We start from the raw sequence: 14,595 nt of genomic DNA on the forward strand, positions 1-14,595 counted from the left end.
TTAAAAAGCTGAACCAGGCAGCGCTGAATTGGACACCACTGAGGGGGCATTTCTTGAAACCTTTCTTAGATCAACGGCTTGGTCGCGGATGACCACCTCCAGCAGCGAGGGGTCATAGAAGCTGTCTCTGACCTTAAGAATGGAAAGCGTCCTTCTAAGTTCAGACTGAATCTCGAAGAAACGCATCAGCATCAGATTGTCGGCAATGCTCGACAGCTCGGATGCCGGTGAGCTGACCTCGGAACCGAACAGGTCATGCATTTCCCAGGTCGCGAATACCGTGACACCACGGGCGCGCAGTTCGTTCATCAATGCGCTGTAGAAATCGGTGATGCGCGCCGGGTTGGTGGACACCCGGGTCATGCCGCTGAGGCTGTCGATAAACAGCCGCTTGATGCCTTTTTCTTCCACCAGTCGCAGCAGGCGTGCGCCCAGGCCGTCGAGCAAGCCTTCGGTGGTGGGCTGCCAGGCCACGCTCAGGGCGCCGCTGTCCTGCATCTGCTGCAGGTCGATGCCCAGGGACAGGCCCTTGAGCTGCAGACGTTGCGGGCTTTCGTAAAAACCGAAGTGCAGGCCCGGCGCTTCAACCGTCGATTCGGACAGGAACTTGAGGCCCAGGGTGGTCTTGCCGATGCCCGACGGGCCCATTACCAGGGTCACGCTGGAGCTGTGCAGGCCGCCACCAAGGATCGCGTCCAGTGAAGTGATGCCGCTGGGGATGCGCGTCAGGTCGGCGCTGTCCGGTGCGGAAGGGCGGCCATAGAGGCTTTCCAGGCGCGGGTACACCACCAGGCCGTCGTTGGTGATTTCGCATTCGTGCAGACCGGTGAGCGCGCCGCTGCCGCGGGTCTTGCGCAGCTGGATACGGCGCACCGAACGGGTACCGAACAGCTCCTCGCCCATTTCGATCACGCCGTCGACCATGGTGTGTTCGGGGCTGCCGTCGTCCAGGCGCGAGCTGGTCAGGAACAGCACCGTGCAACCGGCGAAGGCGGCGTGCCCTTGCAGTTCGGAAATGAATTTCTTCGTGTCGATCGGCGAGTCGGCCTTGGAGCGTGCATTCAACAAGCCGTCTACGACCATAACGGTAGCCTTCTGCCTGCTGATCTCACGCCGGAGCAACTTCACCACCTCGTCGAGGCCTTCGTTTTCCAGGGTGTCGAAGGCGCTGACGAATTGGATTTCGGCGCCGACGCGGGCGGCGTCGAAAAAGCTCAGGGTGGAGAGGAACTGGAAAAGGCGGTCGTGGGATTCCGCCAACAGCGTGGCGACCAGGACTCGGCCGCCGTTGCGCGCATGATGAAACCCCAGCTGGTTGGCGAGGATGGTTTTACCGGAGCCGGGGCGCCCCTGAATGATATAGGACGCCCCAGACACCAGCCCTCCCTTGAGCAGAGCATCCAGCCCTTCGATTCCGCTTTGAAGGCGATTTAGCTTTTCCACAGTGCGATCCTGACCCTAAAAACATGCTGTTAAGCCGAGTGGACAGGATGCTAACGCCATTTGTTCAATGGGGCTACTTGCGATCCAGCCACACCGTCTGTGCATTGCAGAATTCCCGCACGCCAAAGTGCGACAACTCACGGCCGAACCCGCTCTTTTTCACACCGCCAAAAGCGACGCGCGGATCGGAAACGCTGAACGCATTGACGAAGATACCGCCAGTCTCCAGTTGGTCGGCGATCTGGCGTGCCTTGGCCGGATCCTCGGTGAAAATGCTGGCGGTGAGGCCGAACTCGCTGTCATTGGCCAGGGCCACGGCGTGGTTGGCATCGCGGGCAGTGATGATCGAGGCTACCGGGCCGAACAGTTCTTGTTTGAAAGAGGTCATCTGATCGGTGACGTCCGCCAGGACCGTCGGCTGATAATAGTTGCCGGTTCCCTCAACTTTGTCGCCGCCCAGCAGCAGGGTAGCGCCCTCGTTCAAGGTCGCCTGGACTTGCCCATGCAGTTCGTCGCGCAGGTCGAAGCGCGCCATCGGGCCGATGTAAGTGCTGGTGGCGGTCGGGTCGCCCATGGCCAGGGCACGACTGGCTTCGACGAACTTGGCGGTAAATGCCTGCGCCACGCCTTCTTCTATGATCAGGCGCTTGGCGGCGGCGCAAACCTGGCCGCTGTTCTGGAAGCGGCCGATGACGGCGGCCTGCACGGCGGCGTCGAGGTCGGCGTCGTTGAGCACGATAAACGGGTCGGAACCGCCCAGTTCCAGCACACATTTTTTCAGCGCGGCGCCGGCCTGCGAGCCAATGGCCATGCCGGCCCGCACGCTGCCGGTGAGGGTAACGGCGGCGACACGGGGATCGGCAATCGCGGTGGACACACCGTCCTGGGTCACGTTGATCACTTCGAACGCGCCATCAAGGAAACCAGCTTGTTGGAACGCGGCTTTGATCAGGTAGGCGCTGCCCATCACATTCGGTGCGTGCTTGAGCACGTAGGTGTTGCCGGCGAGCAGGGTCGGCACGGCGCCGCGCAGCACCTGCCAGACTGGGAAGTTCCAGGGCATCACGGCAAGGATCGGGCCCAGCGGGCGGTACTCGATGTGGGCCGTGCCGTTGTCCACCAGGGTCGGTTCCGGGGCGAGCATGGCCGGGCCGTGGGCGGCGTACCACTCGCTGAGCTGGGCGCATTTTTCGATTTCGGCACGGGCCTGTGCAATGGGTTTGCCCATTTCGAGGGTGATCATCTGCGCCATGGCTTCGGCCTGATCGCGCAGAGCGGTGGCCAGGGCCAGCAGCAGCTCGGCACGCTGGCCGACCGGCTGGCGGCGCCAAGTGCGGAACGCGGCGGTGGCGCGGTCCAGAGCGGCGTCCAACTGCGCCGCCGTTTCATAGGGGTAGCTGCCGACGGTTTCGCCGGTGGCCGGGTTAATCGAGAGGGCGTGGGTCTGAGAGGTAACTGCGTGCATGGTGCCGTCCTGCTGAAGGGGGAATGGGTTCAGCGTACGGGCCTGGATCTTTTCTGAGAACTGAATAATAGTGAGCAATACGTTCACGATCGGAGAATGACTTGGATCTGGTGCAGTTGGAAATTTTCAAGGCCGTTGCCGAGCAGGGCAGTATCAGCGCTGCCGCGCAGTTGATCCATCGGGTGCCGTCGAACCTGACCACGCGCATCAAGCAGTTGGAGCAGGACCTGGGCGTCGAGTTGTTTATCCGCGAGAAGAGCCGTTTGCGCCTGTCGCCGGCCGGGTGGAATTTCCTCGGTTATGCGCGGCGCATCCTCGATCTGGTGCAGGAAGCCCGTGCCACGGTGGCGGGCGAGGAGCCCCAGGGCGCGTTTGCCCTGGGCGCGCTGGAAAGCACGGCGGCGGTGCGCATCCCGGCGTTGTTGGCGGCCTATAACCAGAAGCACACCAAGGTTGAGTTGGACTTGAGCACCGGGCCTTCGGGCACCATGATCGAAGGCGTGCTGTCGGGGCGCCTGACGGCCGCGTTTGTCGACGGGCCGGTGCTGCACTCGACCCTGGAAGGCGTAGCGGTGTTCGAGGAAGAGATGGTGGTGATCGCGCCGTTGCACCATGCGCCGATCAGGCGAGGGCAGGATGTGAATGGCGAGAACATTTACACGTTTCGCTCCAATTGCTCTTACCGGCATCACTTTGAGCGCTGGTTTTCCCAGGATGGCGCGGTGCCGGGCAAAATCTTCGAAATCGAGTCGTACCACGGCATGTTGGCGTGCGTCAGTGCGGGCGCCGGGCTGGCACTGATGCCGCGCAGCATGCTGGAAAGCATGCCGGGGTCGGCGGCGGTGAGTGTGTGGCCGCTGGCTGATACCTTTCGCGTATTGAATACCTGGTTGATCTGGCGGCGCGGCACGGTGTCGCAGAGTTTGAACAGTTTTGTGAAGCTGCTGGAGGAGCGCAGCCTGGCTGTCGCCTGAGTGATCAAGATGGGAGTGGGTGTGTCCCCTCCCACCTGATGGTCATCAGCCGCCGAACTGGAAGGTGCCCACGGCCAGTTTCGCCATGATTGCCGTTGCACCCAGTTGCACCAGCCACAACGCCAGACCACCGAGGAAGACGCCGAGCGCCACCTGCAGCACCAGGCTTTTTTCACGCTTGGGGTGGTGGGTGGCGCGCGGGGGGAAGGGGTCCATATCGTCGGGGTCGGCGCGCAGATCCAGGTCATCGTTTCGCATAGGGCTCTCACAGAAGGGGGCGGTCGGGTTCAGTCTAGGGGCTGGATACGAAAAAGGGGAAACCATCGGCTTCCCCTCCTTGTGCAACCAGCAGGTTTACAGGACCTGAACGATTGCCTTTGTGACCGCATCGATGTTGGCCTGGTTCAACGCTGCCACGCAGATCCGCCCGGTATCCAACGCATAAATACCGAACTCGGTGCGCAGGCGGGTGACTTGCTCGACGGTCAGGCCGGAGTAGGAGAACATCCCGCGCTGGCGGCCGACGAAGCTGAAGTCGTGGCCCGGTGCAGCCTTGGCCAGTTCGGCGACCATCTGCTCACGCATGCCACGGATGCGCAGGCGCATCTGGGCCAGTTCGGCTTCCCACTGGGCGCGCAGCTCGGGGTTGTTGAGCACCGCCGCGACGATGGCCGCGCCGTGGGTCGGTGGGTTGGAATAGTTGGTGCGGATCACGCGCTTGACCTGGGACAGGATGCGCGCGCTTTCTTCCTTGGATTCGCTGACGATCGACAGCGCGCCCACGCGTTCGCCATACAGCGAGAACGATTTGGAGAACGAGCTGGACACGAAGAAGGTCAGGCCCGACTCGGCGAACAGGCGTACGGCTGCGGCGTCCTCGTCGATGCCGTCGCCAAAGCCTTGATAGGCCATGTCGAGGAACGGCACCAGGTTTTTGGCCTTGACCACGTCCAGGACTTTTTGCCAGTCGGTCGGGCTCAGGTCGACGCCGGTCGGGTTGTGGCAGCAGGCGTGCAGCACCACGATGGACTGCGGCGGCAGGGCGTTGAGGTCTTCGAACAGGCCGGCACGGTTTACGTCGTGGGTGGCGGCATCGTAGTAGCGATAGTTCTGCACCGGGAAACCGGCGGTTTCGAACAGCGCGCGGTGGTTTTCCCAGCTCGGGTCGCTGATGGCCACCACGGCGCCCGGCAACAGTTGCTTGAGGAAGTCCGCGCCGATCTTCAGCGCGCCGGTGCCGCCAACGGCTTGCACGGTGACTACCCGCTCAGCGCTGAGCAGTGGCGACGCTTGACCGAACAGCAGGGTTTGCACGGCCTTGTCGTAGGCGGCGATGCCATCGATCGGCAGGTAACCACGAGCGGCATGCTGCGCCACACGAATGGCTTCCGCTTCGGCAACGGCACGCAAGAGTGGAATCTTCCCCTCCTCGTTGCAGTAAACGCCCACGCCAAGGTTGACCTTGGTGGTTCGGGTGTCGGCGTTGAATGCTTCGTTGAGGCCCAGGATAGGATCGCGTGGTGCCATTTCGACAGCGGAGAACAGGCTCATTTTTGCGGCAGCTCTATGGGGGGTAGGAGGGACGTGTCGCGCTCCAGCCGAATGCACTAGAGCGGTGCACAAACGGGGAGCTAGTATAGAGGCCATCAGTGCCGAGGGCGACCACCGAAACGGCTTTTCGGCCAAGTTTTTCGGTTTATTTGCCGACCGTTAGTCATATTGCAACCTTGATCGAAAACCTAGGGTCAGACGTTTGCCTTGAAAGCCATCACATTCGCCTCCACTTGTATGGCTATCATGGTTATTTCCTACGGCCCGCTCTGAATCTTCGCGGGTGGTGGTCTATTTCGTCCCCGACCGCTTTACAGTCTGGGGTGACTTCAAGAGGTACGTTATGTCGGATTTCCAACTGGTCACCCGTTTCGAACCCGCCGGCGATCAACCCGAGGCCATTCGCCAGATGGTCGAAGGCATCGAGGCCGGCCTGTCCCACCAGACGCTGCTCGGGGTGACCGGTTCGGGCAAGACCTTCAGCATTGCCAATGTGATCGCCCAGGTTAACCGCCCGACCCTGGTGCTGGCGCCGAACAAGACCTTGGCCGCGCAGTTGTACGGCGAGTTCAAGGCGTTCTTTCCGAACAACGCGGTCGAGTACTTCGTTTCCTACTACGACTACTACCAGCCCGAAGCCTACGTGCCGTCCTCCGATACCTTTATCGAGAAGGACGCGTCGATCAACGACCATATCGAGCAGATGCGCCTGTCGGCGACCAAGGCGCTGCTGGAGCGCAAGGACGCAATCATCGTCACCACGGTGTCGTGCATCTACGGCCTGGGCAGCCCGGAAACCTATCTGAAGATGGTGCTGCACGTCGATCGCGGCGACAAACTCGACCAGCGCGAGCTGCTGCGTCGCCTGGCGAGCCTGCAGTACACCCGCAACGATATGGACTTCGCCCGCGCCACCTTCCGTGTGCGCGGCGATGTGATCGATATCTACCCGGCCGAATCGGACCTGGAGGCAATCCGCATTGAGCTGTTCGACGATGAGGTGGAGAGCCTCTCGGCGTTCGACCCATTGACCGGCGAAGTGATCCGCAAACTGCCGCGCTTCACCTTCTATCCGAAAAGCCACTACGTGACGCCGCGTGAAACCCTGATGGGCGCCATCGAAGGCATCAAGGTCGAGCTGGCCGAGCGTTTGGAATACCTGCGCGCCAACAATAAGCTGGTGGAAGCCCAGCGCCTGGAGCAGCGCACCCGCTTCGATCTGGAGATGATCCTGGAGCTGGGTTACTGCAACGGCATCGAAAACTACTCGCGCTACCTGTCGGGCCGCGAATCCGGCGCGCCGCCGCCCACCCTCTACGATTACTTGCCGCCGGATGCGCTGCTGGTGATCGACGAATCCCACGTCAGCGTGCCGCAGGTGGGCGCGATGTATAAAGGCGACCGCTCGCGCAAGGAAACCTTGGTGGAGTACGGCTTCCGCCTGCCGTCGGCGCTGGATAACCGACCGATGCGTTTCGACGAATGGGAAGCCATCAGCCCGCAGACGATTTTTGTGTCGGCAACGCCGGGTAATTACGAAGCCGAACATGCCGGCCGAGTGATTGAGCAACTGGTACGGCCGACCGGCCTGGTCGACCCGGAAATTGAAATTCGCCCGGCGCTGACCCAGGTCGACGACCTGCTTTCGGAAATCAACAAGCGCGTGGCCTTGGAAGAGCGGGTGCTGGTCACTACGCTGACCAAACGCATGTCCGAAGACTTGACCGACTACCTGGCCGACCACGGCGTGCGTGTGCGCTACCTGCACTCGGACATCGATACCGTGGAACGCGTGGAGATCATCCGCGACCTGCGCCTGGGCACCTTCGATGTGCTGGTGGGCATCAACCTGCTGCGCGAAGGCCTGGACATGCCGGAAGTGTCGCTGGTGGCGATTCTCGATGCGGACAAGGAGGGCTTCCTGCGCTCCGAACGTTCGCTGATCCAGACCATCGGTCGCGCGGCGCGTAACCTCAATGGCCGCGCGATTCTGTACGCCGACCGCATCACCGGTTCCATGGAGCGGGCGATCGGCGAGACCCAGCGGCGTCGCGACAAGCAGATCGCGTTCAACCTGGAGAACGGCATCACGCCCAAAGGGGTGTTCAAGGACGTCGCCGACATCATGGAAGGCGCCACCGTGCCCGGCTCGCGCAGCAAGAAGCGCAAGGGCATGGCCAAGGCCGCCGAGGAGAGCGCCAAGTACGAAAACGAACTGCGTTCGCCGAGTGAGATCACCAAGCGGATTCGGCAGTTGGAAGAGAAAATGTACCAGTTGGCGCGCGACCTGGAGTTTGAAGCAGCGGCGCAGACGCGTGACGAGATTGGCAAGTTGCGTGAGCGCTTGTTGGCGGTTTGATCTGCGCTGAATTGACTGGCCTTATCGGGGGCAAGCCCCTTCACACTTGGATCTGTGAACACATTTCAACCGTGGGAGGGGGCTTGCCCCCGATAGCCACGCCGCGGTTTTCCAGAAATCCCCCAGGGCTGTTACCATTCGCCCCTTGTTTCAATTTTCAGTTATATCGCCCATTCGAGACCTGCCATGACCACCGTCCGCACGCGCATTGCGCCATCGCCTACTGGGGATCCCCACGTCGGTACTGCCTACATCGCCTTGTTCAACTACTGCTTCGCCAAGCAGCACGGCGGTGAATTCATCCTGCGGATCGAAGACACCGATCAACTGCGTTCCACCCGCGAGTCGGAACAACAGATTTTCGATGCGCTGCGCTGGTTGGGCATCACCTGGGCCGAAGGTCCGGACGTGGGCGGCCCGCACGGTCCGTATCGCCAGAGCGAGCGCAGCGAGATCTACAAGCAATACACCCAGCAACTGGTCGACATGGGCCACGCGTTCCCGTGCTTCTGCACGGCCGAGGAACTCGACCAGATGCGCGCCGAGCAACAGGCCCGTGGCGAAACCCCGCGCTACGACGGCCGCGCGCTGCTGTTGTCCAAGGAAGAAGTGGCACGCCGCCTGGCCGCCGGCGAACCCCATGTGATCCGCATGAAGGTGCCGAGCGAAGGCGTGTGCGTGGTGCCGGACATGCTGCGCGGTGATGTCGAGATCCCGTGGGACCGCATGGATATGCAGGTGCTGATGAAGACCGACGGCCTGCCCACGTACTTCCTGGCCAACGTGGTCGATGACCACCTGATGGGCATCACCCATGTGCTGCGTGGCGAAGAGTGGCTGCCGTCGGCGCCGAAGTTGATCCTGCTCTACGAATATTTCGGTTGGGAACAGCCGCAACTGTGCTACATGCCGCTGCTGCGTAACCCGGACAAGAGCAAGCTGTCCAAGCGCAAGAACCCGACCTCGGTGACGTTCTACGAGCGCATGGGGTTTATGCCCGAAGCGATGCTCAACTACCTGGGCCGCATGGGTTGGTCGATGCCGGACGAGCGCGAGAAGTTCTCGCTGCAGGAAATGGTCGACAACTTCGACTTGTCCCGTGTGTCGCTGGGTGGGCCGATCTTCGATATCGAGAAACTCTCGTGGCTCAACGGCCAATGGCTGCGCGACTTGCCGGTGGAAGAGTTCGCCAGCCGTGTGCAGCAGTGGGCGTTGAATCCTCAATACATGATGAAGATCGCGCCGCTGGTGCAGGGCAGGGTGGAGACGTTCAGCCAGGTCGCGCCGTTGGCCAGTTTCTTCTTTGCCGGGGGTGTGAACCCGGATCCGAAGCTGTTCGAATCCAAGAAGCTGTCAGGTGACCAGGTTCGCCAGTTGATGCAGTTGATCCTCTGGAAGCTGGAGAGCCTGCGGCAGTGGGAGAAGGACGCGATCACTGCGACGATTCAGGCGGTGGTCGAGTCCCTGGAATTGAAATTGCGCGATGCCATGCCGCTGATGTTTGCGGCGATCACCGGGCAGGCCAGTTCGGTGTCCGTGCTCGATGCGATGGAAATTCTTGGCCCGGACCTGACGCGTTTCCGTCTGCGCCAAGCGCTTGATTTGCTGGGTGGTGTGTCGAAGAAAGAAAACAAAGAGTGGGAAAAGCTGCTGGGCGCTATCGCCTAAGCACGCGGCGGTAACGACGAAACCCCGGTTTTCCGGGGTTTCGTCGGTAAGTGATTGTTATCCCGGCAAAAAATTTTGGAAATTGTTGAAAATAAATTTGACACGTTTCCAAACCGCCATTAAGATTCGCCCCGTCCTCACCGATGAGGGGCTATAGCTCAGCTGGGAGAGCGCTTGCATGGCATGCAAGAGGTCAACGGTTCGATCCCGTTTAGCTCCACCAATTTACAGGTTCAAGGTCTGGCCACACCGTCCTTGAATCGATCAGAACTCAGCTCTGATCCGTTGTACAGAAGGTTTTGTCCCCTTCGTCTAGTGGCCTAGGACACCGCCCTTTCACGGCGGTAACAGGGGTTCGAGTCCCCTAGGGGACGCCAGTTTCAACAAGCAGCTCGAAAGGTCTGCTGCGCCGCCAGGCGAAAAATCGGGGCTATAGCTCAGCTGGGAGAGCGCTTGCATGGCATGCAAGAGGTCAACGGTTCGATCCCGTTTAGCTCCACCAATTTACAGGTTCAAGGTTCCGGCCACACCGTCCTTGAATCGATCAGAGTCGATCTGATCAATGTATAGAAGGTTTGTGTCCCCTTCGTCTAGTGGCCTAGGACACCGCCCTTTCACGGCGGTAACAGGGGTTCGAGTCCCCTAGGGGACGCCACGATTACCCGCTCTGCGGGATTTTTAAGGGTCATTCAATTATTGAATGGCCCTTTTGTTTGTCTGGCGTTTGCCAATTTTCTTTTTCGATACCTTCCTGTCGTTCTGACCAATGGTCATGCCGGTCGCTTGCGGAATATTATTATGGTAATAATATTCAACCCATGAAGACGGAGGCATACGATGAACGATAAAAAAGCGCAAACCCGCGAACGCATTCTGCAGGCCGCCAGCGCTGCGTTGATTCAACGTGGCCCGGCTGAACCCAGCGTGGGTGAGGTCATGGGGGCGGCGGGGCTGACCGTGGGTGGCTTCTACGCACACTTTGAAAGCAAGGACGCGATGATGCTGGAGGCCTTCAGTCAATTGCTGGCCCAGCGCCGCGCGTCCATCGACGACCTCGACGAGCAGATCACCGGCGAAGAGCGCCGCGCCTTGGTGGCGGCTTTTTATCTGTCGCGCAAACACCGTGATTCAACCTCTCAGGCCTGCCCGCTACCCGCCACGGTCGGAGAAATGGGCCGCTTGCCGGAGGCGTTTCGCCAAGTGTTGAACGAGCACGTTGAGTTGATGGCGGCCCAGTTGGCGGCCTGCCCGGAAGACATCGACAAAGCCCTGGCGGACATGGCGTTGATGGTGGGTGGCCTGACCCTGGCGCGTGCGCTCGGGCCGGGGGAATTGTCGGATCGGGTGATACGCGCGGCCAAGTCGGCGGTGCGCTGAAAAGGAGCTGGCGATGGGCGCGTTAACCTGGGTGCGAGGTGTCAACGGTACGTTGGGGCGCGTCGCGCCGCAAACGGTAGCCAATAGAATGCGCCGTGTGTTTATGACCCCGCGCGCGCTGCCGCCCCGTGAGTGGGAGTTGCCGATGCTGGCGCAGGCCCAGCGCATCACTTTGCGGTTCGGCTTGTCGGCCCTGCGTTGGGGCGAAGGGCCTGCGGTGCTGTTAATGCATGGCTGGGAAGGTCGCCCGACCCAATTTGCCAGCTTGATCGGTGCACTGATCGACAACGGCTACTCGGTGATTGCCCTGGACGGGCCGGCCCATGGGCATTCTCCAGGGCGCGAAGCCCACGTGCTGCTATTCGCCCGCGCCATGCTGGAGGCGGCTGCCGAGTTGCCGCCGCTGCATGCGGTTATCGGCCATTCCATGGGCGGCGCCAGCGCGATGCTCGCCGTGCAGCTGGGGTTGCGCACCCAGGCATTGGTCAGCATCGCCGCGCCGTCGCGGTTTCTGGATGCGCTGGGCGGCTTTTCCCGCATGATGGGCTTGCCGGCGCGAGCGCGTGCAGCATTTATCCAGGAGGTCGAGCTGACCTTTGGCATGCCGCTCAAGCATCTGGACGTGGCGCATTACCACATGAATATCCCAGGCCTGATTGTGCACGCTGAAGACGATACCTTTGTCCCGGTCAGAGCCGCCAAGGCCATCCATGATGCCTGGTTCGACAGCCGCCTGCTGCAACTGGAGCAGGGCGGCCATCAGAAGGTACTGGCCGATCCGCGGGTGATCGACGGTGTGCTGATGCTGCTGGGCGGCGCTCGTCTACAGGCACGGCAAAGTGCCTGATACACTGCTGCCCGCCGACATTAATCGACCGGGAGCAAGGCATGGGCTGGGATTTGGCAACGCCGTTTATCATCGATCTGCAGGTCGCCGCTGAAGACATCGACGGGCTGGGGCATGCCAACAACGCGGTGTATGTCGCTTGGCTCGAGCGCTGCGCGTGGCGCCATTCCCAGCGCCTGGGGCTGGACCTTGCCGAATACCGTCGCCTGGACCGTGCCATGGCGGTGGTGCGCCATGAGATCGATTACCTGGCCGCCGCTTATGAAGGCGATGAGCTGCAACTGGCCACCTGGATCGTCGATTGGGACCAGCGGCTGAAGATGACCCGCCGCTTCCAACTGGTCCGACCCCGAGATGGCGCTACCTTGCTACGGGCGCAGACCACCTTTGTATGCATCGAGCTGTCCAGCGGCAAGCCCAAGCGCATGCCGGTCGAGTTTCTCGACGGCTATGGGCCTGCCCTGACAGGGGGTTAACGGTTGCGGTGGGAAACCCAGTAAACTGCGCCACGATTTTTCTTGAGTGTTTTCCATGCAAATTGCCTTGGCGCCCATGGAGGGGTTGGTCGACAACATCCTGCGCGATGTACTGACGCGCGTGGGTGGGATTGACTGGTGCGTGACCGAATTCATCCGCGTCAATGACCGCCTGCTCACACCGGCCTATTTCCACAAGCTCGCGCCTGAACTGCTGCACGGTGCCCACACCGCCGCAGGTGTGCCCTTGCGTGTGCAGTTGCTCGGTTCCGATCCGGTATGCCTGGCGGAAAACGCCGCCCTGGCCTGCGAGTTGGGCTCCGAGGTGATCGATCTGAATTTCGGTTGCCCAGCCAAGACCGTCAACAAATCGCGCGGTGGGGCCGTGCTGCTCAAGGAGCCGGAGTTGCTTAACCGGATCGTTGAGCATGTGCGCCGCGCCGTACCGGTGCATATCCCGGTCACCGCCAAAATGCGTCTGGGCTTCGACAGCCCGGACGGTGCGCTGGTGTGCGCCACGGCGTTGGCCGAGGGCGGTGCTGCGCATATCGTGGTGCATGCGCGTACCAAGACTGATGGCTACAAGCCGCCTGCGCACTGGGAATGGATCCCCCGTGTGCAGGACGTGGTCAAGGTGCCGGTGTTCGCCAATGGCGATATCTGGAGCGTTGACGACTGGCGACGCTGCCGCGAAGTCAGTGGTGCCGAAGACATCATGCTCGGTCGTGGCCTGGTAGCGCGTCCGGACCTGGCGCGGCAAATCGCGGCGGCCCGCGCAGGTGCCCAGGTGGTGGAAATGACCTGGGCCGAGCTGCAGCCCATGCTGCAAGAATTCTGGCGGCAATCGGTGGCGCAACTGACAGAAAAGCAGGCACCCGGCCGCTTGAAGCAGTGGCTGGCGATGCTCACGCGCAACTACCCCGAAGCGGTAGAGCTGTTTACCGCCATGCGCCGCGAGACAGAACTGGAGCGCGTCAGCCGCTTGCTGGGCATGACGCACCCAATTGCGGATTGACGAGAATGGCTTGAAGTCCGAGGCGCCCCTGAGGCGCCTTTTTTGTGCCGCTTGATTGTGGCAAGAAGCTGCGAGCTCGACCTGCGTTCCGATGTTGTTGTCGCGATGTCGAGTTCACGCCTTCCGCGCGTAAACCGCTCAAGCACAGGGCGCTGGCCGATTCCATGCGTGAGCAATATTCAGAAAACTCCCAGCAAGCGTAAGCCGTAATTGCTGTTTTTTCAGCAATAGCAGCTTGTTGTTACCGGTAAGACTGGAACTTGCCAGTCCCTCGCGCCACTGATTGAGCGTATTAAGCGCGCTTTGATTTGTTCGGATGATCACTGAAAGCTTAATCCTCTAATGAAAATAATCGGTATGACGGTCGTTGAGTCTGGGAGGAGAGGATGCGTGTTTCTTTTTTTAAGCGTGAAATTTTTTATCCTCGTTTGAATAACGAACAGCGGAGTATAAAAACGTCTCGGTGCGAGGCTGGGTTTATACCGATGTCGAATAATGCTTCTATCCAGCCTTTTGGTGGGGCGGCGCGGTCCATTCAAACTATGAAGTCGCCGGGTACTTACAATACCGGCTTTATGTGGAGTCAAACATTGTTCAATGCGGTGCGCAGTGTAATGGCCGTATTGGGGCGATGGTGGCAGCCTGTGCCGCCACCGCCACCAACGATTCCGTTGCCGCCCTCGGTCGTCGTACCTGACTTGCCTTCGCCCGTCAGCCCTGATGTGACACCCGGTAAAAAGCCCAGGGATATATGGGGCGGATTCCGGCAGGGCCCGGACGGCAACTGTGTGACGGTGTCTGCGATCAAGGCTGCGATGATGCGGTTTGGCCAGAAACCGTCGGATATATTTGCCGAGGTCAGACGCGTCAGTGACGGTTATCACGTAAAGATGCGAGATGGTTTTAAACTGCAGCTCAGTGAGTCCGAGTTGCAGGCCGCGGCTCGGCGGGCGCAATTTATAGGCAATGATCAGGAGATGCTGCGCGACGCACAGTTCTTATTTGCCGTGAGTGCCAAGCGAGCCCAGATGGAAAATAATGACGGCACGGCGGCGCGCAGTTTTAATCACGCCATAAGAACTTTGAATGATGGCGAATACTCCAGGGAAGGTTTACTGCGGTTAGGCTTGAAACATCATCTTAAGGCGGTGCCATTATCTGCATTGTTGAACGGCATGATCGGTACGATCGAAAGGCGCGGTCATTCAGTTGCGGTAATAGAGGGGGTCGAAGAGTTGTGGGGGCGGCGCGGTGGTAGACCTTATTGGCCGGAATCGATAACAGGCCTTATTTAAGGTTCTTCACGGAATCCCGGGAAACATAGAAACAAGAACGCCGATTTGATGGATGATGTTCGTGCGAGCAAACACATCTAAAAAACCGGCGTTCTTATGCGCGATATTAATACTTTCCTTCCTTT

General features: G+C 60.5%; 12 protein-coding genes and 4 tRNA genes. 12 read left to right on the forward strand and 4 right to left on the reverse strand.

Annotated features, from left to right (window positions below):
* Positions 1-1,443, reverse strand: a complete 1,443-nt coding sequence (locus tag G7025_RS24015) for an ATPase domain-containing protein (protein ID WP_181081507.1) — start codon at positions 1,441-1,443, stop codon at positions 1-3.
* Positions 1,444-1,516: 73 nt separating this feature from the next.
* Positions 1,517-2,908, reverse strand: a complete 1,392-nt coding sequence (locus G7025_RS24020) for an aldehyde dehydrogenase family protein (RefSeq protein WP_181081508.1) — start codon at positions 2,906-2,908, stop codon at positions 1,517-1,519.
* A gap of 101 nt (positions 2,909-3,009) precedes the next feature.
* Here G7025_RS24020 and ptrR point away from each other — a divergent pair, with 101 nt between their 5' ends.
* Positions 3,010-3,882 carry a putrescine utilization regulator PtrR gene (gene ptrR / locus G7025_RS24025; RefSeq protein WP_181081509.1) on the forward strand — a complete coding sequence of 291 codons (873 nt, stop codon included), beginning with the start codon at positions 3,010-3,012 and terminating at the stop codon, positions 3,880-3,882.
* Positions 3,883-3,927: 45 nt separating this feature from the next.
* Here the strand turns inward: ptrR and G7025_RS24030 are convergent, their stop codons facing one another.
* On the reverse strand, positions 3,928-4,140 hold the full coding sequence (locus G7025_RS24030; RefSeq protein ID WP_181081510.1) for a hypothetical protein: 213 nt from the start codon (positions 4,138-4,140) through the stop codon (positions 3,928-3,930).
* A gap of 96 nt (positions 4,141-4,236) precedes the next feature.
* Positions 4,237-5,433 carry an amino acid aminotransferase gene (locus G7025_RS24035; protein WP_181081511.1) on the reverse strand — a complete coding sequence of 399 codons (1,197 nt, stop codon included), beginning with the start codon at positions 5,431-5,433 and terminating at the stop codon, positions 4,237-4,239.
* 343 nt (positions 5,434-5,776) lie between these two features.
* On the opposite strand from G7025_RS24035, the gene uvrB reads away from it, so the two are divergent.
* The 11 genes from uvrB (at position 5,777) to G7025_RS24090 (ending at position 14,470) form a co-directional block, all read left to right on the forward strand.
* Positions 5,777-7,792 carry an excinuclease ABC subunit UvrB gene (gene uvrB / locus G7025_RS24040; protein WP_181081512.1) on the forward strand — a complete coding sequence of 672 codons (2,016 nt, stop codon included), beginning with the start codon at positions 5,777-5,779 and terminating at the stop codon, positions 7,790-7,792.
* A 186-nt stretch (positions 7,793-7,978) separates the two neighbouring features.
* Positions 7,979-9,460: a glutamate--tRNA ligase gene (gene gltX / locus G7025_RS24045; RefSeq protein ID WP_181081513.1), complete on the forward strand. Its 1,482-nt coding sequence runs from the start codon at positions 7,979-7,981 to the stop codon at positions 9,458-9,460.
* 147 nt (positions 9,461-9,607) lie between these two features.
* A tRNA-Ala gene (locus tag G7025_RS24050) sits at positions 9,608-9,683 on the forward strand.
* 78 nt (positions 9,684-9,761) lie between these two features.
* Positions 9,762-9,837, forward strand: a tRNA-Glu gene (locus tag G7025_RS24055).
* 49 nt (positions 9,838-9,886) lie between these two features.
* Positions 9,887-9,962, forward strand: a tRNA-Ala gene (locus G7025_RS24060).
* Between the two features lie 77 nt (positions 9,963-10,039).
* A tRNA-Glu gene (locus G7025_RS24065) sits at positions 10,040-10,115 on the forward strand.
* A 182-nt stretch (positions 10,116-10,297) separates the two neighbouring features.
* Positions 10,298-10,837, forward strand: a complete 540-nt coding sequence (locus G7025_RS24070; RefSeq protein ID WP_181081514.1) for a TetR/AcrR family transcriptional regulator — start codon at positions 10,298-10,300, stop codon at positions 10,835-10,837.
* A 13-nt stretch (positions 10,838-10,850) separates the two neighbouring features.
* A complete protein-coding gene (locus G7025_RS24075; protein WP_181081515.1) occupies positions 10,851-11,684 on the forward strand; it encodes an alpha/beta hydrolase in 834 nt (277 codons plus the stop codon).
* Between the two features lie 41 nt (positions 11,685-11,725).
* Positions 11,726-12,160 carry an acyl-CoA thioesterase gene (locus tag G7025_RS24080; protein WP_181081516.1) on the forward strand — a complete coding sequence of 145 codons (435 nt, stop codon included), beginning with the start codon at positions 11,726-11,728 and terminating at the stop codon, positions 12,158-12,160.
* A gap of 55 nt (positions 12,161-12,215) precedes the next feature.
* Positions 12,216-13,175, forward strand: a complete 960-nt coding sequence (locus G7025_RS24085; RefSeq protein WP_181081517.1) for a tRNA dihydrouridine synthase — start codon at positions 12,216-12,218, stop codon at positions 13,173-13,175.
* 386 nt (positions 13,176-13,561) lie between these two features.
* The gene (locus G7025_RS24090; protein WP_181081518.1) at positions 13,562-14,470 is read left to right on the forward strand and encodes a hypothetical protein; all 909 of its coding nucleotides are present in this window, start codon (positions 13,562-13,564) and stop codon (positions 14,468-14,470) included.
* Positions 14,471-14,595: the final 125 nt, after the last annotated feature.

Origin of the sequence: Pseudomonas lurida (assembly GCF_013522705.1) — a bacterium.
Lineage (GTDB): Bacteria > Pseudomonadota > Gammaproteobacteria > Pseudomonadales > Pseudomonadaceae > Aquipseudomonas > Aquipseudomonas quebecensis.

Bases quoted from the DNA above. Each gene is read 5' to 3' on its own strand.
- G7025_RS24020 (WP_181081508.1), bottom strand. From the start codon at position 2,908: ATGCACGCAGTTACCTCTCAGACCCACGCCCTCTCGATTAACCCGGCC.
- G7025_RS24030 (WP_181081510.1), bottom strand. From the start codon at position 4,140: ATGCGAAACGATGACCTGGATCTGCGCGCCGACCCCGACGATATGGAC.
- G7025_RS24035 (WP_181081511.1), bottom strand. From the start codon at position 5,433: ATGAGCCTGTTCTCCGCTGTCGAAATGGCACCACGCGATCCTATCCTG.
- uvrB (WP_181081512.1), top strand. From the start codon at position 5,777: ATGTCGGATTTCCAACTGGTCACCCGTTTCGAACCCGCCGGCGATCAA.
- gltX (WP_181081513.1), top strand. From the start codon at position 7,979: ATGACCACCGTCCGCACGCGCATTGCGCCATCGCCTACTGGGGATCCC.
- G7025_RS24070 (WP_181081514.1), top strand. From the start codon at position 10,298: ATGAACGATAAAAAAGCGCAAACCCGCGAACGCATTCTGCAGGCCGCC.
- G7025_RS24075 (WP_181081515.1), top strand. From the start codon at position 10,851: ATGGGCGCGTTAACCTGGGTGCGAGGTGTCAACGGTACGTTGGGGCGC.
- G7025_RS24080 (WP_181081516.1), top strand. From the start codon at position 11,726: ATGGGCTGGGATTTGGCAACGCCGTTTATCATCGATCTGCAGGTCGCC.
- G7025_RS24085 (WP_181081517.1), top strand. From the start codon at position 12,216: ATGCAAATTGCCTTGGCGCCCATGGAGGGGTTGGTCGACAACATCCTG.
- G7025_RS24090 (WP_181081518.1), top strand. From the start codon at position 13,562: ATGCGTGTTTCTTTTTTTAAGCGTGAAATTTTTTATCCTCGTTTGAAT.